The 19,031-nt window shown below is 66.4% G+C and carries 17 protein-coding genes; 11 read left to right on the top strand and 6 right to left on the bottom strand.

The annotated features are described in order from the left end of the window. Positions 1-35 precede the first annotated feature (35 nt). The 6 genes from Pla123a_RS09630 to Pla123a_RS09605 all read right to left on the bottom strand — a co-directional run bounded on the left by Pla123a_RS09630 (position 36) and on the right by Pla123a_RS09605 (position 7,463). A complete protein-coding gene (locus Pla123a_RS09630; RefSeq protein WP_146586306.1) occupies positions 36-1,964 on the bottom strand; it encodes a M61 family metallopeptidase in 1,929 nt (642 codons plus the stop codon). Continuing rightward, positions 1,961-3,256, bottom strand: a complete 1,296-nt coding sequence (locus Pla123a_RS09625) for a hypothetical protein (RefSeq protein WP_146586304.1) — start codon at positions 3,254-3,256, stop codon at positions 1,961-1,963. The genes Pla123a_RS09630 and Pla123a_RS09625 overlap by 4 nt, the downstream gene beginning before the upstream one ends. Positions 3,257-3,328: 72 nt before the next feature. Further along, positions 3,329-3,691 carry a hypothetical protein gene (locus tag Pla123a_RS09620; RefSeq protein ID WP_146586302.1) on the bottom strand — a complete coding sequence of 121 codons (363 nt, stop codon included), beginning with the start codon at positions 3,689-3,691 and terminating at the stop codon, positions 3,329-3,331. After that, positions 3,688-4,749: a DUF1559 domain-containing protein gene (locus Pla123a_RS09615; protein ID WP_146586838.1), complete on the bottom strand. Its 1,062-nt coding sequence runs from the start codon at positions 4,747-4,749 to the stop codon at positions 3,688-3,690. Before Pla123a_RS09615 ends, Pla123a_RS09620 begins: the two co-directional genes overlap by 4 nt. Before the next feature lie 4 nt (positions 4,750-4,753). Then, positions 4,754-6,175, bottom strand: coding sequence for a PEP-CTERM sorting domain-containing protein (locus Pla123a_RS09610; RefSeq protein ID WP_197527832.1), 1,422 nt, complete (start codon positions 6,173-6,175; stop codon positions 4,754-4,756). A 124-nt stretch (positions 6,176-6,299) separates the two neighbouring features. Continuing rightward, entirely contained in the window at positions 6,300-7,463 is a 1,164-nt protein-coding gene (locus Pla123a_RS09605) for a hypothetical protein (RefSeq protein ID WP_146586298.1), read from the bottom strand. Positions 7,464-7,863: 400 nt separating this feature from the next. Here Pla123a_RS09605 and Pla123a_RS09600 point away from each other — a divergent pair, with 400 nt between their 5' ends. The 11 genes from Pla123a_RS09600 (at position 7,864) to Pla123a_RS09555 (ending at position 19,017) form a co-directional block, all read left to right on the top strand. After that, the gene (locus tag Pla123a_RS09600; RefSeq protein WP_197527831.1) at positions 7,864-8,256 is read left to right on the top strand and encodes a BlaI/MecI/CopY family transcriptional regulator; all 393 of its coding nucleotides are present in this window, start codon (positions 7,864-7,866) and stop codon (positions 8,254-8,256) included. Positions 8,257-8,262: 6 nt separating this feature from the next. Further along, positions 8,263-9,840 (top strand): M56 family metallopeptidase, encoded by a 1,578-nt coding sequence (locus Pla123a_RS09595; protein ID WP_146586294.1) that lies wholly within the window; start codon positions 8,263-8,265, stop codon positions 9,838-9,840. 440 nt (positions 9,841-10,280) lie between these two features. After that, a complete protein-coding gene (locus Pla123a_RS09590) occupies positions 10,281-11,480 on the top strand; it encodes an ABC transporter substrate-binding protein (RefSeq protein WP_231956377.1) in 1,200 nt (399 codons plus the stop codon). Beyond that, entirely contained in the window at positions 11,477-13,951 is a 2,475-nt protein-coding gene (locus Pla123a_RS09585) for a PAS domain-containing sensor histidine kinase (protein ID WP_146586293.1), read from the top strand. The genes Pla123a_RS09590 and Pla123a_RS09585 overlap by 4 nt, the downstream gene beginning before the upstream one ends. An 18-nt stretch (positions 13,952-13,969) precedes the next feature. Beyond that, complete coding sequence (locus Pla123a_RS09580) at positions 13,970-14,356, top strand: response regulator (RefSeq protein WP_146586291.1); 387 nt, start codon at positions 13,970-13,972, stop codon at positions 14,354-14,356. Positions 14,357-14,579: 223 nt separating this feature from the next. Continuing rightward, complete coding sequence (locus tag Pla123a_RS09575) at positions 14,580-15,107, top strand: hypothetical protein (RefSeq protein WP_146586289.1); 528 nt, start codon at positions 14,580-14,582, stop codon at positions 15,105-15,107. Then, positions 15,104-15,400 (top strand): hypothetical protein, encoded by a 297-nt coding sequence (locus Pla123a_RS09570; RefSeq protein WP_146586287.1) that lies wholly within the window; start codon positions 15,104-15,106, stop codon positions 15,398-15,400. Before Pla123a_RS09575 ends, Pla123a_RS09570 begins: the two co-directional genes overlap by 4 nt. Positions 15,401-15,448: 48 nt before the next feature. Further along, the gene (locus Pla123a_RS24550; protein WP_197527830.1) at positions 15,449-15,592 is read left to right on the top strand and encodes a hypothetical protein; all 144 of its coding nucleotides are present in this window, start codon (positions 15,449-15,451) and stop codon (positions 15,590-15,592) included. Between the two features lie 3 nt (positions 15,593-15,595). After that, positions 15,596-15,865, top strand: coding sequence for a hypothetical protein (locus tag Pla123a_RS09565; protein ID WP_146586285.1), 270 nt, complete (start codon positions 15,596-15,598; stop codon positions 15,863-15,865). A 114-nt stretch (positions 15,866-15,979) separates the two neighbouring features. Then, positions 15,980-17,419, top strand: a complete 1,440-nt coding sequence (locus Pla123a_RS09560; RefSeq protein WP_197527829.1) for a matrixin family metalloprotease — start codon at positions 15,980-15,982, stop codon at positions 17,417-17,419. Between the two features lie 551 nt (positions 17,420-17,970). Next, entirely contained in the window at positions 17,971-19,017 is a 1,047-nt protein-coding gene (locus tag Pla123a_RS09555) for an AAA family ATPase (protein ID WP_146586281.1), read from the top strand. Positions 19,018-19,031: the final 14 nt, after the last annotated feature.

The raw sequence follows: 19,031 nt of genomic DNA, 5'->3' as shown, positions 1-19,031 counted from the left end.
GCGGATCGGCCGGAGTCCGGGACGCCCTCGAAAACCTAGAAGAGCTTGTCGAACCCCTCGGACGCCTCGCCTGCAACCGGCTGACGCTGCTGGGGGGACGCCGGCAGCGGTGTCAGGATTACACGAAGCAGGTCGGGCCGCGCGGGATCGCGTTCGAGGGTGGGGAAGCGAGCCCCACCGGTATAGTCAATCTGTCGGGCGGCGTAGCCGCGGCCGTCCTTCACGATTAGCTCGATCGGCTGGTCGGAGTCGCTGGCCGCGATTGCCTTGTGCAGGCGGCTCCGCGAGTAGTCACGCCCGTTGACGGCGACCACTTGGCTCTTGAGGGTAAGCCCCGCGTCGTCGGCGGCGCCGCCACGGAGCAGGTGTTTTATGGTTCCATGCTTGTCGGCAATCAGTCCGATCGATCGCTCTGCCGACGCAAAGCCCCAGACCGCTTCGTACGCGTCTAGGTGGCTAGGTTTGACGGGAGTGGTTGCGAGTCGGTAGCCGGCCATTTCTAGCACGGCGAGGTCGAGCGTCCCCTGCGGTTGGTAAATCAGCCGGTTGATGAGACCCCGCCAGGGGCCCGGGCTGAGCGAGTCGAGCGTGGCGACAATCTCGTCGACATCGAACCCGCGGGGCCCACGTTCTGAGCCGACACGGAAGAACGCTCTGCAGAAGTCGTCGAGCGAGGCCTCGCCGTTGGTGGAGTCCCGCAGCGCGCAATCGACCCGCAGCCAGAACAGGGCGCCCTCATCGTAGTAGTCCTGAGCGCGACGCAGGTCGCGATACTCGTGGTCCTGGCCGCGGAGCGTCCGGGCCGCGATGGCTGTGTCGGCGAGCGAACGCCAGACGCGGCCCTCCCGCCGGGCCTGATCCGCCACGCGGTCCGCCAGGTACCCGAGATGGTGCCGGAAGTCGACCTGGCCCGAGCGGACCGCGATCAGCTGCATCAGGTACTGTGTCAGCCCCTCGTAGACCCACAGCAGTTCCGTATCGAACGGCGAGTGGAAGTCGTCCGAGAGCATCCCCTCGGGGGTTCTGAGCTTGCCGCACCAGGCGTGCGCCAGCTCGTGCGGGAGCAGGTAGGCCGGGCGGTAGCTGAAGAGCTGGTTGTCGACCAGCGCCTCGGGCCGGAGGGTCATCAGCGAGCACTCGCGGTGCTCGAGGCCGAACCGCGGCGTCTGGTCGGTGCAGACGACAAGAAACATGTAGGAGGGGAACGGCGCCCCACCAAACAGCCGCTCGGCTTGAGGAAGGATCCGGCCGAGTTGCCGCTCGCGGCTGGCGCCGATGGCGGTTCCGTCCGCGGAGTCGCTGAACAAGCAGACCCGCGCGGCAGGGGCGGCGTCGCTGGTGAAGGTCAGCTCCTTAAAGTGGCTGCCGGCGACAAGAGGGGAGTCGATAAGCCTTTGGAGCGGCGTGCGTTGAAAGTCGAGGCTGCCCGCCTCATTCTTTTCTGCTCTCAGGGCACAGGCGTGCTGTAGTCCGTTGGGCAGGCCTAGGTGGAGCCGGTAGTCGAGGTCGCCGGGGTGGGGGACGTCTGGGTAGAGCAGGCAGCAGTTGAAGTTCAGCACCAGCAGGCTCTCCGACCCGTAGCAGTCTACCGCCGACGAGAGCCTGTCGGGGTGGTTCATGACGTACTGCATCCGGGCGCGCACCGAATCGGCGCCCGCCGGGACCGTGACACAGAACAGATTGGCCCGCTTGGGGTCGCGGCGCCAGGGCAGCCGCTCGCCCGAGGCGTCTTCGAATACGAGCCCGACGACGTTGCTGATCTGCTCGGTGGCGCCGCTGACGCCGGGCAGCCAGTTGGGGTGCCAAAAGTAATTCTCACCCGGCTTGGCGGGCAGCACTACCTCGCTGGCCAGCAGACCCTGCGGCGCCCGGGTGGCGTCGATCGAGAGCTCGATCTCGGCGCTGGCGTGGCCGACGTCCAGCAGCAGAACGAGCGTGGCGAGTGTCGCCAGGCGGCTGTTCATCGTACCCTCCCTGCGTAAGCAAGCGCTAGCGCACCAAGCGCCATCAGCCAACCTGCGGCAGGAGCGGGGACCGCCGCCGATGACGCAGTGCCGGAGGCGGCTCCGTAACGCCCGCTCCAGAAGTCGTAGTCGAGACGGTCGACCTCGCCGTCCCCATTGCCGTCCGCGGCCAGCAGGCCGGTTCCGGTTTGATCTCGCCAGAGGGTGTAGTCGGCGGCGTTGACGAGCCCGTCCAGGTTGTAGTCGCCTGCCAGGCCGGCCGGCGCAAACGTATCGAGCACGTCGTAGCCGAGGTCCTTGAGCAGCGCGGCGTCGACGGCGGTGAGGTACTTGCGGACTCCAGAAGTCGAGTTGGGATCGAGCAACGCCTCGGAGACAATGCCGTCCGAACCCCACACCACGGACTGCAGGTTCTGCTCGAAGTGGCCGCCGTCGCCGGGGACGGGTCCGCCGTGCTCCTGCACGAGGTTCGAGCCAACGAAATCACCGCCGCTGTCGACGCCCACATACTGTTCGATCGGGCTTGAAGTTGCGCCCAAGGCGTGGAGCAGCTCGTGCAACGCGGTCCCGTAGAGGTCGGTCTTGCCCGAGGCGTTGGCGTCCACCGAGCGCAGGTCAAAGCCCTTCCAGGAGTCGGAGCTCGTCGACCAGTCCCAGTTGTCGCTGCTGCTGTCCTGCGTGGGGTTCTTGCTGCTGTCTTGAATGCCGTAGTTGTCGGTGGGGTCGGCGCCGGGGTTCTGGCCGAGGTACCAGGTCTTGTTGGTGTTGAAGTAAACCCGGCCGCCCCAAGAGTTGAACGCCTGGCCCGCGGCGCCCGCGGGGTTGCGGTCTCCCCCGAACCAGCCCCCTTTGGCGCTGGCCGTCGCCCCGGCGTCGAAGGCGAACGCACCGACGTACACGACATACTCGTTGGCGGCCGCCGCGGTGCGGTTGGAGGTCGGGACCCCACTCGCTCCCGAGTAGCTGTAGCCCGCGCCGTCGGTTTCAGCGACGCCGGCGATCGGCTGCCCGTCAACGCCGTACAGGACGCCGGCCGCGATGTCGGTAAACGTCAGAGGGGCCGACCCGGTCGCCGCCGCGGTCCAGTCGTCGGTGACGATGATGTCCGAGAGGAACTGAGCAGCGGACTCGACCAGGCCCCGCCGCACCTGCCCGATCGGCGATAGCGGGTCAAACCAGTTCTCGTTCTGGGCGTCGATGGAGAAATCGAGGGTGATCTGCAGCGCCACGCACCGCTTGCCGCCGACGCCGCACGCCACGGCTAGCAGCAGGCAGGCAGCGAGACTCCTCAATCGACGATGGCGGTGTTCGCGGTTCAACGGTCGTTCACTCGGTATCACCAGGGGAGGGGCGGCGGATGGCGCTCAGGACGCGCCGCGTGAAAAGACCCCGAAGCAGCCGACCGCCGCGAGCACGCCGCCGCAGACCTTCATCCAGAACGCGCCCGAACCGCCCGACGACCGGGCCTCAACCGCCTGCTCGCGGGCCTGGCGGTACTGGTCCCGGACCTCCGCCATCCGACGGGTACGCTCTTCCTTCGATTTCGCCGAGGCGGCCTGTTCCATCGCGTGGGACGCCTCGAGGAACTCGGCGGCCTTCGACTTGGCGTCATCCGTAGGCGCGCCTCCCAGCCGCGGAATGATGAAGCCGGCCGCTAGCAGCAGCGTCCCCAGCACGAGGCAGCCGATCCATGCGGCGGCCGATTGGCTCTCTGAGTTTCTGCTCAAGGCTGCTCCAGGGTCGTTTGGCCGTCGCGGATGTAGACCTGGTAGGCCATGACGATCGGGTCGATGTCGTCGGCCGCGAAGCCGACGTGCCCGTCGAGGAATGCTGTGTTGACGCCGCCGATGTGGTTCGATCGGGGCGCCGCGGAGCGGAACGAGCCGGAGCCTTCGCGTCCGTCGCCGGAGCAGGGCATGCCCTCGAAGAAGGCCGCTTCTTGGTCGGCGCACTTGTCGATCGAGTCGTAGATGGCGGCGTTCGGGGTGCGGGCCAGACCATCGGTCGCCCAATCAGGGATCGGCTCGAAGCCGTCGATGTTGCTGGGACCCTGTTCGCTGTGCATGTCGAACGCCAGCACCGACGCGCCCGACCACGGCAGCGCCCAGGCGCCGCGGACGTCGGTTGTCAGGTCGCGTGTCCGTACCTCGGAGACCAGCAGCGTGGAGGAGAGCCCGTCGGTCACCTGTCGGAGCTTCTGCCCGAACAGCGGCAGGGCGCCGGGGAAACCGAGTTTGTTGGAGTGGTACACACTGACGTACGCGGCGTAGTTGCCCTTTCCGAACCGCGACGGCTCGCCGTCGGGGGCCTTGATCAGCCGGTGTTCGTAGTACTTTCCGTCGGATCCCGCCGACGGGCACAGCAGCGACGCCGGCTGGGCGGCGGCCGGCGATCCAGGCGTCAACGCGACGTTCACCGACTTGATGTCGAACTGGTCGTAGATCGCCCGCTCCTCTATCTCGTTGAGGATGAGCACGACCCAGCTGTGGTTCAGTCCGGAAATCTCGTTGACGGACGCCGTCTTCGAGGCGGGCTTGGGTCCGAACGACCCTGCCGGCGGGAGCTCGCTTCGCGACGACTCGTAGTTCAGCACCGCCAACGCCAGCTGGCGGAGGTTGTTGGTGCACTGCGACCGCCGCGCCGCCTCGCGGGCGGACTGCACCGCGGGCAGCAGCAGGGCGACCAGCACCCCGATGATCGCGATCACGACCAGCAGTTCCACCAACGTAAAACCACGCCGGCCGCCCGACCCGAATTGGGTGGGACGCTTACCATTCCATTTCACTTGGTCAGCTCCTGTCGCGGTGCAGAGACTCGACTTGGTTTCCGGATTGGCTACGCCGCGTCGCGGTCGCGCCGGCCGCGATCAGGAGGATCGCGAGTGTTGTCGGCTCGGGGGCGGACGCGAGTGACGCGCTGGCCGCGGCGGCGTTTGGGCCACCGTAGTTCTGGGACCAAAGCGTGTAGTCGCCGGCGTCGACGACCTCGTTCCCATCGCCATCGGCGCGGAGGTCCGTCGTCGAGTCGAGGGTGTCACGCCAAACGGTGTAGTCGGCCGCGTCGACGAGGCCGTCGGCGTTGTAGTCGCCGGGGATCGCCTCGTAGAGTGGGTTGTCGACCAGGTAGATCTCGTAGGCTTCGTTCACCTCGCCGTCGGCAAGGTACAGCACTTGGCGGCTGTCGGGCGTCCACACCAGCGAGCGGCCGAGCGGCTCACGCAGCACGTCGCTGTCGATGACCCCGTCCGAGATATCGGGCACCCCGTCGCCAGTGATGTCAAGGTCGATCGCCTCGGCGGTGAACTCGTTGTTGATCTTGATCGCCTCACCCCCTGCGATCGGCACAACGAACACCTCGAAAACGCCGATAGTCTCCAGGTCGGCCGTGAAGGCAATTGTTTTGCCGTCGGGTGAGATGACGAAATCGTCGATATCCGAACCAGACGGGAAATCGTCGACAACAATCTCTGTGGGCATCCCGCCGCTGAGGGGGAGCCGGAGTAGCCGGTTCTCGCCGTTGACGGAGTAGTCGGCCTTGAAGACGACGTTGGTCCCGTCGAACGCGACGGTGTCGATATCGAAGTTGCTCAGCCGATCGGCCGGTATCGTCAGCGGTATCGAGGTCGGAACGCCGCCCGCGACCGGCACGTAGAACAAGGCCGTCTCATTCGCCGAATCGAGCGCGTTGTCGGTCGCGAAGTACACGGTCGACCCATCGGGGCTGAGGTTGAAGGTCTCGGTGTCGGCGTCGCCCTGACCATTAACCGTGGAAAGGGTGGTCACCGAGCCGCCGGCAAGCGGAAACGACCGCAGCACGTCGTCGACGCCGTCGCGGGTCAGCGCTACGACCGTCTGGCCATTGGAGCCGAGGCGGAAGCCGAAGCTCACGACGAGGTCGTTGACCACAGTCCCGACGCCGCCCGATGTCGGAGCGCGATGCACCTTGTCGACCCCGCCGTCGGAATCGACATACACAATCGTTTGACCGTCTGGCGTGAACGCGGGGATGTCGTCGACCTCCGAACTGGTCGCGACCTGGTTGATCACGCCGCCAGCCAGCGTAGTCGTGTAGAGGCGGTCGGTTTCTAGACCCGGCTGAAGGTTGGCCACAAACGCGATCGTGACGCCATCGGGGCTGATCGCAATTGCGTCGACTCCGTTGACGGGGATATCCCCCTCGGCCTGGCTCACGCCAGGGATTGGAATCTTCACTGCGAGGGCCGCGGCCGGCGCCAGCGCAACCGCCAGCCCGGCCGCAAGCCGACTGAAACACCGAAGAACTCGTAGCATTGGCGGAGGCCCTGCAGGAAGGGTTTTCACTTCGTGACGATCGAGCCTAACCAGCGCGACGGCGTCCGGCGGCCGCCAGGCCCAGGCCGCCGAGGATCGCCAGCACCGCCGATCCCGGCTCCGGCACCAGCCGCAGCGTCACGGCCGAAACGCCGTCCCAGTCGTTCGGAGAGAACCCGCTCGGGTCGAGGGCGTAGGTCGTCGGCGCCAGGCCGTTGAAGATCCGTGACCGTGTGTCGGCCGTCTGGTCGTTGGCGAAGGTCAACGACGCGCCGGTCGAGTCGAGACGCACCAGCGCGTTGTCGGTGAGCCAAGAGTCGCCGTCGGCGTCGTCGAGGTCGTCGGTGAAAGTGGCCGTGGAGTTGCCGCCGAGAAACAGTGCGATGCCACTTTGCAACTGATCGGCGACCAGCCGCGAATCACCGAGCAGCGAAAATTGGTGCACGCCGCCGTTGGACGAAGCAAAGATGTTCTCCACGTCGCCGTCGAACTCAAAGATCGAGTCGGTAGCTTCAAAGAGCGTTGTCGTGCCCACGCCGTCGGTGAGTACACCGAACCGCCCGCCGCGGAACGTAGAACCAAAGACCGCGTCTGTGGAGGTGCGGAAGTAGATCACCTGATCGAAGCCGCCGCCCGACCCGGTGCTCGAGGCGAGGAAGTCGCTGTCGTTGATCGACACGACCATCGCGCTGCTCTGGAATTCAATATCATCGCCGGTGCTCTCGATCATCGAGCCGGCGATCGTCAGTTCGCCGCGGAAGAAGATGTCGTCGCTCGCGGTGACGCTCGATCCGCTCAGCGAAATCGACGATCCGCCGTTGAAAGCAATCTGCCCAGAACCGCCCGCGTCGACCGCAAGGCTCGCCTGGTCCATGATGAAGCTGCTGCCAGAACCGAACACCAACCCGCCGCTGCCGACGCCCAGCGAGGCGCCCGGACCCAGCGTCAACGACCCCATGCCGAAGTCGACATCGGCGCCGGCGCTGACGGTGTCGCCGTCGACGATGAACGCGAGCTCGATCGCACCAGTGCCGCCGTCGATGACGGGCGTGGCGAGGAACGCGCCCAGCCCGTCGGCGGAGTCGTTCCAGTTGGCTTGGTCAAAGAAGTCGCCGCCCGCGGGGCCGACATAATAGAAGGGCTGTGCCGAGAGCACGGCGGGGATCGCGGCCATTACGCAGGCCGCAAGGAGGATCAGGGTGCGATTCATTGGGTCATTACCTCGGAGTGGTAGCAGGGGTTGCCGATAGGACGCCCTGATTTGCCTGTTGCGCACGAGAAGGCGCGAGCAGGATAGATCAGGCGACCGCGCGGTGCGGAACGAAAGGGATCAAACGCCGCGTCGGCGCGGCATGGCCCGGTGAGGGATTACATAGAAACTACCAATACTCTGCGCGCCGTGGTTGGGGCGCGCCGCCTTGCTCCTCTCGCCTGTGCCCCGATGGTAGCCAACCCGGCAGAGAATGAAATACGGAAATGCACAAAAATGTGCAAATAAAATGGCCGTGTTACTTGCAACCAGGCAGGACGGACGGTTAGAAAATCAGGAGGAATCTGCGACCTGCCGCGGGTCGACCATGCCGACAACATCGCGCCGAGCAGCTGGGGACATGAGCAAGACGCTAGTGAATCAACTCTCTCGACGAGAACGGGAGGTTCTCTACGCTGTGTTCGAGCTTGGCGAGGCGTCGGTCGCCGACGTTCGAGAGCACCTGGCCGATCCTTCCTACAACGCGGTTAGACGGCAGCTCGACGCGCTCGCCAAGAAGGATCTGATCACGCCCCGCAAGGCCGGCAGACGCTTCCTCTACGCGCCGACGGGTCCCAAAATGGAGCAGGGGGTCGCCGCGCTCAAGGAAGTCCTCAAGGCGTTTTTCGAAGGGTCGCCGGCGCTGGGGTTCACCAGCGTGTTGCGGAGCAAGGACCAGCCGCTGCAAGAGCAAGAAATTGAGCAGGTCCGCAAGCTGCTGGCAGAGGACCGCAGCGAGGACCCGCCCGGGTAAATAGTCATGTCCAACGGTCAACTCGCCTACTACGCCTGGCTGTTTGATTGCGGGCTCGATGCGGCCTTGTTCCTAGCCTCGCTGCACCTCCTGTACGGGGTTGCTCTGAAGGGCGTCTCGGCTCGGGATCGTCACTTTGTGCTGCTGGTAGGATTCGCCGCGTTGCTCGGACTACCGCTGGTCAGCGGAGGCGCTCTGACGGGAGTTTCGATTAAGGACGCGATGCCTGCGATCGGCGTCGCGGTGCTGAAGACGCTGACCACGGTCTGGATGATAGGGGCGGCCTTGCTGCTGTTGCAGCACGCGCTGCGGATCTTCCGCATGGAGCTGCAGACCCACCGGCTCGTCCGGGATCGGACGCCTTGGAGCCCAGGCTTCTACCAGGCGCTCGCCGCCCAGTTCGGCATCGCACGGCCGCCGGTGCTGATCGTTGACAGCGAGGCCTCTTCGGCCTCGATCCAGGGCGTCCGGCGGCAGGTAATCCGGGTAGGGGGCGATGTCGCGGAGCTCCCGGTAGAGCAGCAGATGCAGATCGTCCTGCACGAGCTGCAGCACTTCAAACGCCGCGACCTGCAGACCACCATCCTCGCCCGGCTGGCCGTGGCGGTCTACTGGCCGATCCCGATGGTCTGGTGGTTAGCGGGCCGGCTGGCGCTCGAGAGCGAGCGGGCCTGCGACGACGCGGTGCTGGCGGCGGGCTACGCACCGCGTGACTACGCCGAGACGCTGATCTCGGCGTTTGAGAGACAGCCGCTAGGCGACCAGCGGGGGCTGCTCGCCCTGTCGGCGACCCCGTCGCGGCGCCCCGTGGACACGCCCGGGCGTCGGTCGGGCCGCTCGCTGTGGCGGCCCGAGTCGACGCTCCACAGTCGTCTGATCTCGATCATCAGCCCCCGCCGCCAGAGGCGGTCGTACGCCTCGTGCCGGGCGGCGGGCGCCGGCGCGGTCGCGCTGGCGGCGGTTGTCTGCGCAGACGCCAATCTGCTGGCTCGTTCGCTCACCCCGTCCGAGCCGGTCCTGATCCGGCAGGCAGTCGCCACCACGAGCGACGACGCCGAAGAGAACGTGGCCACCGGCGAAGTGATGGTGGCGAGCCGCGACCTCGACTTCAGCTACGACAAGCAGCAAGAGATGCACCCGCTGGTCGGCATCCGCTTCTGCGATCTGCCGATCCCCCGCGGCGCCCGCATCCGCTCGGCGCGGATTGTGTTTGTCGGCGATGAGCTGCCGGCCGGTTCCCCCGAGCTCTCGATCGCGTGTCAGCAGGACCCCGAGGCCCGCACCTTCCTGAAGCTGCCGCACGACATCTCGCGCCGCTTTACTGGCGACGAGGCCCGCATCGGTTGGCGGCCTGGCTCGGACTGGTACGAGAACTCCCGCACCAGCGATTCAGTGACTCCCGAGCTGCGTGATCTGGTGCAGGAGCTGGTGGACCATCCCCGCTGGCGCGAGAAGGGGACGATTGTGTTTGGCATCTCATCGCGGACCAGCAGCCCGGACACCTACCGCGAGACCGCCTCGTTCGAACACGAGCTAGGCCCCGAGGTCGCCCCTGTACTCGAGGTCGAGTTTCAGGCCTTCTAGTTCGTCGCCCGGCGCCGGACCTACGCGGCACCCTGCCTTGCGGTCTTTCTCGGCGTCATTTTCGGCGCCAACGGCGCCGTGTTCGGGGACATGCTCAGAGCGAACGGCGCGGAGATGTGCCTACCGGCTCGGCCGATCGATCCGGCGGGTCGTCGGTTCGGTCACTAGGGGTGAGCGGGGATGCCGCGGTCTGCCGGGTCGGGATCCCGAATCATTGGAGCGATCGGCGGGGCTGCGATGGGCCGATCCTGCGCGGTCGGCATGTGGGAAGCCACGAAGCAGCGGGCCAGCAGGCGAGCGGGGCGATCGGGGCGATCGGGCGCCCTAGGGTTTCTTGTCGAAACGTGTAGGCGGATCGACCGGAACTACAGGCTGGCGGGGCGTGCCCCGTCCAAGGCGTCTTGTTCGCCACGCCAGGCCATGCCCTTTAAGGCAAGTCGATGTCATCCCCGATACCCGCGTCTCGCAGCTTGCTGCTGGCGCTCCTCATCACGTGCTGGCCCGCCAATGCGGCGTCTGGCGAGGGGGAGCTCCTGTTCGGGATGAGCACGGCGACTACCGGACCGGCCGCGGAGCTCGGCAAGAACATGCGGGACGGCGTGCTGGCCGCGTTCAACGAGGCGAACCTCAACGGTGGCGTCCACGGGCGGGAGGTCAAGCTCGCCGTGCTGGACGACGGGTACGAGCCGGCGCTGACCGCGCCGAACATGCGAATGCTGATTGATCAGCAGCGGGTGCTCGGCATCATCGGCAATGTCGGCACGCCCACGGCAGTTGTCGCGGCGCCGGTCGCTATCGAGAAAAAGACGCTGTTCTTTGGCGCCTACACCGGCGCGGGAGTGCTGCGCAAGACGCCCCCGGACCGCTGCGTCATCAACTACCGCGCGAGCTACGCCGAAGAGACGTCCGCCATGGTTGAAGCGCTCATCGAGCACCTCGGCGTCGCGCCGAACGAGTTCGGGTTCTTTACTCAGCGGGACGCCTACGGCGACGCCGGCTACTTCGGCGGCGTCGAGACCCTCCGCCGCCACGGCCTGGCCGAGGAGAACGCGGTCACGCACTCGCGCTACGACCGCAACACAGTCGACGTCGAGACCGCCGTGGCGGACCTGCTGATGGCGGAACCGCCGGTCCGGGCAGTGATCATGGTAGGGGCCTACCAGCCGTGCGCCGCGTTCATCCGCCTGGCGAAGGACGCGGGCCTCGATCCGCTCTTCCTCAACGTCTCGTTCGTGGGCGCCAACCCGCTGATGCGGTCCCTCGGACCCGTTGGAGATGGCGTGATCATCACCCAGGTGGTTCCGCACTACGGCGCCGAGCTGAGTGCGGTCGACGAGTACCTCCGGGCAATCAATGCCCTGGATAAAAGCATCGAACCGTCGTTCGGGTCGTTGGAGGGGTACCTGGCCGCCCGGATTCTGCTCCGCGCGCTGGCAGGCATCGACGGGCCCATCGATCGGGAGTCGGTCGTGGACTCTCTCGTGGCGTTGGGCCGGTTTGACCTGGGGATCGGCGAAGAGCTCTGCCTGACGCCCAACGACCATCAGGCGTGCCACCGCGTCTGGCCCACCGAGATCCGATCCGGCGAAGTCCGGCCATTGGAGTGGGCAACCCTACGAGATCGTGAGGTGCGAGAGTGAGCGCAGCTGGGGCAGAAGAGGCGACCTCCAAGGTCCCGCGGTTGGTGCTGCTGGTCGCGTTGTTTGGCGTTGCCGCCGGCGGCGCCGTGCTGGCGGCGGTCGGGGCACGGTTGCGGGCGGTCGAGAGCCACTACGAGCAGTTCAACCAGGCCAGGGCCGGCGTGGCGGATACCCTGCGTGACCTCCGCAACTACCGACTTGACCTGATGCAGGGGCTATCTGACCTGCGTCTGCGGTCGTCGCTGCCGGGCGCTGCGAACGCCGGGACCGTTCCGCCACGGCCGTTCGATCAGGTCCGTGTCGATCAGGGCGCCGACCGGTTGCGTGACTGCCTCAGCCGGTTTGCCGTCGACGACGCCGGCGAGGACGCGGCGATTGCAAGCCTGCAAAGCGGGCTGCGTGAGACACACCGCGCGCTCTCCGACGCGTGGGACGCCAGCACCCTCGCCGCCACGATCGAGACGCGCTGCGCCCAGCTGCAGGACGCGGCGCGGGCAGAGCTTGCTACGCTCGCGCGTCTTGTCCAGAAGGAAGTTGGGCGGCACCGGCTGCAAGTCGCGAAGCAGCTGATCCGGGCGCGGGGCGACGAAGCCGTTGTCGATGCCGCCGCGCTGGATGACTACACCGAGACCTACCGCACGGGGCGGAGCCTGTACCAGCTAAGAGACGACCTCCACGAACTCGTGGTTGACGTCGAGAAGATGTTTGGACTCCGCGACGCGGACAACCTCCGCAGCCACAAAGACAACCGGCTGCGACTGACGCTCGGCAGGCTTCGTCAGAACAGCTACCGCCTGCGTGGAAACGCCGATGAGTTTCGCACGCGGCTCCAGCAGCTTGAGGAGAGCCTGTTCGGCTCTGGCGTGCGGGACGATCTCGCGCACCAGATGCTCGTGACTTCGGACGACGGGCTGTACGTGCAGGAGCTCCGTCAGATTGCTCAGGCCGAAACCCTGCGCGAGACGCAGCGTCAGGCGGAGCAGATCTCCAGGAGCTGCCGCAACGCCGAGGAGCGGGTCGGCGCCACGGTCTCGAGGCTGCACGCCCAGGCGTCGGAGATGGACGCGGTGATGATCCGCGGTGTGTCGCACACGCTGATCGGGTTTGCGGCTGTGGCGTCGGTGCTGTTTGGAGTCGCCTCGGCGTGGGTCTACGCCCTGGTGAAACGGAGCATCCAGCAGTCGACCGAAACCCAACGCGAGGCGCTCGAGCTGGCCCGCATTATCCGCGAGTCTCCCACCGAGATCTACGTGTGCGACCGCGGGTCGCTGCGGTACCTGCAGGTCAGCGAGGGCGCCCGCACCAACCTCGGCTACCGCCAGGAAGAGCTGCTCGGCCTCAGCCCGGGCGACCTCAGCCCCGACCTCGCCCCCGAGGCGATGCCGGCGCTGCTCGGTCCGCTGTACGACGGGACCGCCAGGCGGGTGGAGCTGCGGACCGAGCACCGCCGCAGCGATGGTTCGACCTACCCGGTCCAGGTGGCGGTATCGCTCGCGACCTTCAAGGAGCAGTCGGTCTACGTGCTGTTCGCAACCGACCTCACCGAGATGCGGCGGCTGGAAGAGCAGCTGGGCCGCTCGCAGAAGCTCGAGTCGCTGGGTCAGCTCTCGGCCGGCATCGCCCACGAGATCAACACGCCGATGCAGTTTGTGTCGAGCAATGCCGAGTTTCTCGAGATGGCGATGGAGCGGTTGTTTGCGGTCTACGACTGCTTCACCGAACTGCTGCTCAACGACCAGCCGCTCGACTGGCAGACGCGCCGCGACCAGCTCGAGGAGATCAAGAAGCGGCACCGGGTTGATCGCATCCTCAACCAGATCCCCGCCGCGCTGGAGGAGAGCCGCGAGGGCATCGGCCGGGTCGTCGGGATCCTCAACGCCATGAAGAGCTTCTCCCACCCCGGGGGGCAGCAACGCAAGCCGATCAACCTCAACGAGGCGGTCGAGAGCACGATCACCATCACGCGGAACCGTTGGAAGTACACGGCGGAGCTCGAGACCGAACTCGACCCGGAGCTGCCGGCGGCGCCGGCGTTCGCGGCAGAATTGAATCAGGTGCTGCTGAACCTGGTCGTCAACGCGTCGGACGCGGTTCGCGAGCGGTTCGGCGAGACCACCCTGGGCAAGATCACCGTCCGCACCCGTCGCGCCGGTGACATGGTGGAGGTCGAGGTCGAGGACAACGGCTGCGGGATCCCCGAGGCGATCCGCCGCCGCGTGTTCGACCCGTTCTTCACGACCAAAGAAGTCGGCAAGGGAACGGGGCAGGGGCTGGCGATCACCCACAACGTGGTGGTGAACATGCACGGCGGGCGGGTGAACGTCAAGTCGGCGCCCGAACAGGGCGCGGTCTTCACGGTCAGCCTGCCGATCGAGCCCAACGACGCGCCCGGGTTTGAGCACGACACGAATCCCGTCGAGCTGGCCGCCGCCGGTGAGGCGGCGAACGAAACAACGACCACCGCAACCTAAAAATGGGGACGAACTGACATGGACTTCAAGCTGCTATTTGTTGACGACGAGCGCGCCATCTTGAACGGGATCGAGCGCCTGCTCGGCTTCGACTACGATCTCGACACGGCCGAGTCCGGCAAGGAAGCGCTCGAGACGATCGCCAACAATGGCCCCTACGATATCATCTTTACCGACATGCGGATGCCGGCGATGGACGGGCTGCAGTTCGTCGCCGAGGCGCGGAAGATCGCGCCGGCCTCGACCTTCATCATGCTGACCGGCAACACGGATAAAGAGACCTTCGTCAAAGCGATGCACGAGGCGCGGGTCTTCCGGTTCCTCAACAAGCCGTGCGACGCGGGGACCCTGCAGCTTGCCATCGCCGACGCCGCGGAGCAGGGCGGGCAGGCCACCCCCTCGTAGCCGCACTCTGTAAGCGACTATTGATCGCTGCGCTGCCAATGGACCGAGGCCGACGGCCTCGGTCCGTTGGCGGCGCAGGGAGTAATAAGGTTGAACCCGTCACGCACCGACCAGGCGTCGATGTCGGATCTACGCCGACCTCGGCGACTGCGATAACCTGCTCGAGCTGACCGGCGGGATCGTCGAGTCGCTCGTCTACCGCGGGGGGGACGGCGCCGACTCGGTGGCGATCGATTCGACGATCGGATCGCGGGCGTCGGTGTGGCTGGGCGGTGGAGCCAACGAGCTCGCCGTCAGCGGCGAAGTCGGCTCGCTCTCGGTGCGGGGCTCCGACGGCGCGGACCTGATCTCGATCGCCGAGGGCGCGGTGGTTGCTGGGGGAGTCTCAGTGCGTTTGGGGGGCGACAACTCAGTCGACATCGCCGGCGCGGTCGACCGCCACCTTATGACCGCCGCGCGCAACGGCGCCATCGACGGCAACGTCAGTGTCATGAGCACCAGCGAGAACGACTCCATCACCCTTGCCGAGAACACGGCCGTTGGTGGACCGCTCGAGCTTGGACTGGGCGAGAAGACCGCCCGCCACGGCCGCGACGGTTGCTCGGGTGGCCTGCACGACCTGGTCCACGAGGGACGCCACGTTGGCTTTTTCTTGCGGCGCCCCGGGGACGGCGAACCGACCACCCGGGCGGCGTCTTGCGGCGTTCTCCGCGTGACTACCGCGACAATCCAACGAGGAACCTTCCGATGAAATTGATTCTAGCGGGCACGCTCCCCCTTTTGCTGGCGGTTCCGGCCGCCGCCGATCATATTAGTTTTGACGGGCGCGGCCTGTGCGGGCGGGGCCATGGCGGCGGTCACGACTTCTCGATTCACGGCCATCGTGGCTGGGACTACGACGGCGACCTCCAGTCGTACTTCGAGGACGCGTTTGCCCAGATCGTAGACGACTACGACACCGGCCTGGCTGAGATTGAGGACTACTACGCCTCGGACAACTACGTGGGGGTCCTAGACAGCCTGGAGCGGCTCGTCACGCGGTGAGGCTTTTTTGTTGACGCTGCCGAGCATCGGCTCGACCGGCTCGATTCCTTGATCACCTTCACCACCGAGGAGCTCGAAGACTACACGCTGCTGCTGGAGGAGTATTCCGTGACCGCAGACGCGGACGGGTGGCTGACGAACGCCGTGAGTCGGCTCGAGAACACCACCGAGCGGCTCGCGTCGCGTCTGTAGTCGTTGACAGAACGGCAGTCGTCGCTCGCAATCGACGTGGCGGGCTACGCCACACTCGGCGACAGCCTCGACGCCTACCTGGCGACGATCAGCGAGGCCGGCGGCGGGGTTTCCACCGACGTCACCCCCGACGCCGCGCTCGCAGCGACCGCCAGGGACGAGTCGACGCTCGGCGCCCAGGCGGCCGTGGCGCCCGAGCCGCTTGGCCGAGTGCTGGCGCTGTTGGCGTCGTGCCTGCTGGCGGCGGGGCTGCGTCGTCGGTCAGCCGCCTAGCGTGTTGTTCCGTTAGCTACTAACCTTCGGGGCGCCAGCGGCGTGCTGGTTGGCGGTGGACCGCCAACGGCCATCAGCCGCCGCTGCGTCCCCGCTTGCTCACCGGATACCACCGTGAAGACTACTTGGCTCATTGCACTCGTGCTGGCGAACTCGGCCGCGACCGCGGTGGCCTACGTGCCCGACGACGCGTGGACGACTACCGCGTCGGGGAGGGTGTCGGCGGGACAGGGCGCCACGCTTACTTGGGGCATCGCCGAGGACGGGACCACCATCTCGGGCGAGGACCCGAGCGACCTGGTCAGCTACCTCGACGACCTCTTCAGCGAGACCTCCTCCTCGTCCGACCTAACCTCGCGCAGCTGGTTCAGCGTTTTTCAGCAATCGGTCGACCGCTGGTCGGAGTTGGGCGGCATCACGTTTGTCTACGAGGAGAACGACAACGGGTCGATGGTCGGGGGATCGGCGGGGCGGCTCGGCCAACTGGCCGACGTCCGGATTGCCGGCTCGTACAACGACGGGCCCAGTGGCACGCTCGCCTACACCTGGTTGCCCAACAACGGCGATATGGTTATCGACACCGGTGAGACCTCCTATTTCTCTCGCACCGCCAGCGACTACCGGACGTTCCGCAACACCGTCATGCACGAGCTGGGCCACGCAATCGGGCTGTTGCACATCGAGTCCGACACGTCGTCATTGCTGATGGAACCGTACATCAACACCACTTTTGACGGCCCGCAGCTCGACGACATCCGTGGGCTCCACGGGCTCTACGGTGACGTCTACGAGAAGGCGTACAGCGGGCAAGGCAACGACACCGCCGCCCGCGCGACATCGCTGGGGCTGCTTTCCTCGGGCGGGGTGCTTGGCGTTGGCCTCGACGCGGCGGGCGACCAGGCCGTAGCCGCTACCGAGACCGACTTCGTCAGCATCACCGACGGTTCGGACATCGACTACTACTCATTCTCCGTCGACACGCCGCTTGAGGTCTCCCTGACGCTGACGCCGCGTGGCGGGTTGTTCCAGCAGGGCGTGCAAGGGGGCACGCAGAGTACGTTCGACGCCAACGCCCGCAACAACCTGTCGCTGGCGGTCTACGACTCGGATGGATCGACGCTACTCGAGCAGGTCGACCTCACCTCCGCGGGCGGGGCAGAGTCGATCACCGGGCTGCAACTGGCGGCGAGCGGCGAGTACTTTGCGCGCGTGTTGGGCGCGGATGACAGCGTGCAGATGTACGACTTGGTGATCTCGGCGTCCGCCATGCTGGTGGCGTTGGCGGGCGACTACAACGACGATGGGCTGGTCGACGCCGCCGACTACTCGGTATGGCGGGACTCGCAGGACGACATTGGCGGCAGTCTGGCGGCCGACGGAGACCACGACGGCGATGTCGACCTGGCTGACTACGTCGTTTGGAAAAACGGATTCGGGTCCTCCTCGAGTGGGTCGTCACCGCTGGCCGTTCCCGAGCCGGTCGCGACGCTGCTCGCGGCCTTCGGCATGCTCTTTGCTCGGCACAGGCGACGCGCCCTCTCGCGAGGCTGCTAGCCGTTTTCTAAACCTGCGGCGCCAGCCTCGAAGGCGCCGCGCCGCGACGGCCATTTCTAGCGATATCTCTTGCTCTATCGCGCAGGCGAACGCCCCGAGGCGAACAAGTCTCGATTTCTTCTGAGCAGTGGGGAACCCTCGCCCGCGTTGGTTCGTCTTAGACGGCGGCGTGGCGGGCTGCTGGGGCGCGGGCGAATTCGGCTGCTAAGTCGCGGGCGACCTGGTCCCATGGGCTCTGTTCTTGGCTACGCTGGATTTTCCCGACATCGATCCACGGCCAGCGAATAAGTGGTCCGTCGAGTTGCGAACGTGGAGCGCGTGGCTGCCGAGCGAGATTTAAACAATCTGAAAAGAAGTGAGTGAATTCTCGCTTGCGATCGTCTATAAGAAATGGTCGCAGGTAACCGCATCCGTCCCGCCGCCCGCCTCAAATAGATCCTGCGACAGTAGATCCTGCGACAGTAGATCCTGCGACAGTAGATCCTGCGACAGCGGCCGCCGTCACGCGCGTTCCCTTACTCTCTAACAGTGCCCCCAGCCTGGTCCGGTCTATGACTCAGACGTTCAATTCTGCGGCGACACCCGAATCTGCTCCCCACGCGCTTAGCGATGACGATGTGCAGGCAGTCGACGAGCTGCGTGGCGCCTACGCCAGGCTCCGCGAAGAACTCGGCCGGGTGATTGTCGGTCAGCGAGAAGTCGTCGAGCTGCTGGCGATCTGCCTGTTCGCGCGGGGGCACTCGCTGCTGATGGGCGTGCCTGGGCTCGCCAAGACGCTGCTGGTCAGCAAGCTTGCCGAGACAATGTCGCTAAAGTTCAGCCGCATCCAGTTCACCCCCGACCTGATGCCGATGGACATCACCGGCACCGACATCCTGCAGGACACCGGCGACGGCCGGCGGGCGTTTGAATTCATCCACGGCCCGGTGTTCGCCAATGTCGTGTTGGCCGACGAGATCAACCGCGCCCCGCCGAAGACGCAGGCCGCCATGCTCGAGGCGATGCAGGAGAGCCGAGTGACCGCGGTCGGTAAGACCTTTACGCTCGACGCTCCTTTCCTGGTGCTGGCGACCCAGAACCCAGTGGAGCAGGAGGGCACCTACCCGCTCCCCGAGGCCCAGCTCGACCGGTTCATGTTCCTGATCGAGCTCGACTACCCGAATACCGAGCAGGAGGAGATCGACATCGCGCGCAGCACCACGGGCGACGCGCTGCCGACCCTCGACCACCTGATGGACGCCGAGGAGATCATCCGGCACCAAGAGCTGGTGAGGCGGATCCCGGTTCCGGACCACATCTACACCTACGCTGCCCGCCTGGTCCGCAAGACCCGCCCCAATCACCCCGACGCGCCGGACTGGCTGCGGCCGCTGGTGGCGTGGGGCGCCGGGCCCCGCGCGGTGCAGAACCTGATCCTTGGCGCCAAGGCGCGGGCGGCGCTGCTGGGGAGCTACATGGTGCGGCTCGAGGACGTCCAGGAGGTGGCCAGCCCGGTGCTGACCCACCGTGTCATCACGACCTTCGCCGCCCAGGCCGAGGGGACCGACGCCAAGGCCGTGGTCCGTCGCCTGATCGAAGAGGCCGACACCGAACGCTAGCCTGTCGCAACCAC

The sequence above is a fragment of the Posidoniimonas polymericola genome, assembly GCF_007859935.1.
GTDB lineage: Bacteria > Planctomycetota > Planctomycetia > Pirellulales > Lacipirellulaceae > Posidoniimonas > Posidoniimonas polymericola.
This window is presented reverse-complemented; position numbering and strand designations above follow the sequence as displayed.